This window comes from Kitasatospora sp. NPDC007106 (assembly GCF_040634455.1).
Taxonomy (GTDB): domain Bacteria; phylum Actinomycetota; class Actinomycetes; order Streptomycetales; family Streptomycetaceae; genus Kitasatospora; species Kitasatospora arboriphila.
The window spans coordinates 1-1,161 of sequence record NZ_JBEYFP010001377.1; the positions used below are offsets into that span (position 1 = coordinate 1).

Annotated in this window: 2 protein-coding genes; one reads left to right on the forward strand and one right to left on the reverse strand. The window is 76.2% G+C overall.

Annotation, left to right across the window (positions count from 1 at the left end):
* Positions 1-393: MFS transporter (locus ABZ641_RS38615; protein WP_359989359.1), on the reverse strand; the 393-nt coding region annotated here is incomplete at its 3' end.
* Between the two features lie 127 nt (positions 394-520).
* Here ABZ641_RS38615 and ABZ641_RS38620 point away from each other — a divergent pair.
* Positions 521-1,161: hypothetical protein (locus tag ABZ641_RS38620; RefSeq protein ID WP_359989361.1), on the forward strand; the 641-nt coding region annotated here is incomplete at its 3' end.

The following is a 1,161-nucleotide window of genomic DNA, read 5'->3' on the forward strand; positions in this document are numbered from 1 at the left end:
GGCGCCGAGCGCCGGCAGGCCGAAGCCCTCGCCGAGGCCCCAGAGGGCGACCAGCGCGGCCGTGCCCCACAGCGGCGGACGGTCGGTCAGCAGCAGGGCGGCGAGGGCGGCCTGTACGGCGCAGCGCAGCACGTCGGCGGCGAGCGCCACCCGGCGGGGACCGAGCCGGTCGGCGACGATGCCGGCGACCGGCAGGACGAGGACGACGGGGAGGATCCGCGCGGCCATCACGGCGCCGAGGGCGGTGCCGTCGCCGCCGCTGCCGAGGACGGCGAAGGCGACGGCGACCGAGGCCATCGCCGAGCCCAGCAGCGAGGTGGTGTGGCCGAGCCAGTAGCGGCGGAAGGCGCGCTCGCGCAGCAGGGCCCAGCGGCCCGGGGTGGTGGGGATCATGCGACGAGTCTTGCGGTGTTGAGTCGTGCCGCACAAGCATTCTTGAGCCTTTGCGACGCAACGATCGAGTGCCGCAGTAAACGACCCCCGCGGAGGTTGAGAGCGATTGCAGTGTTCTAATGACGGGGTGATTTACTGCGACAGCCCCGCACCGGTGGAGTACGCCGTCGCCGTGGAGGGCTACCTCGCCGCGGCGCCGCTCGGCGACGGCTCGCGGCGGGTGTACCGGATCGCGTTGGCGAACTGGTCCTGGCTGCTGGCCGGTCGGCCGGTGCCGGCGGGTTCGGCGCGGCGGGGTGCCGTGCCGCCGGTGCTGCCGCTCTCCGTGCTGGACGGCGCGGACGCCGCGGGGCTGCTGCGGGCGGCGCTGGCCCGGCGCGCGGCGGAGGCCGATCCGCGGACCCTCAACCGTGAGCTGTCGATCCTGCGCGGTGCGCTCGGCTGGTGGCGGGGGCAGGGCTGGCTCACCGCCGATCCCGCGGCCGGTCTGCGTCCGCCGCCGCTGCCGGACCCGTCCGGGGCGGCGCTGGGCCCGGACGAGCTGCGCGCGGTGCTGGCGCTGCGGGTGCCGCTGCGCGAGAAGCTGACCTGGCGGCTGCTGAACGAGAGCGGCGCCGGTGTGGAGACGGTGCTGGCGCTGAACGTGGACGACCTCGACCTGCTGCACCGCTGCAGCCGCCCGCGCCCGGGCCGGCCGGCCGTGCAGTGGCGGGCGTCCAGCGCACGGCTGCTGCCGTTGCTGATCGCGGGCCGCTCGGACGGGCCGCT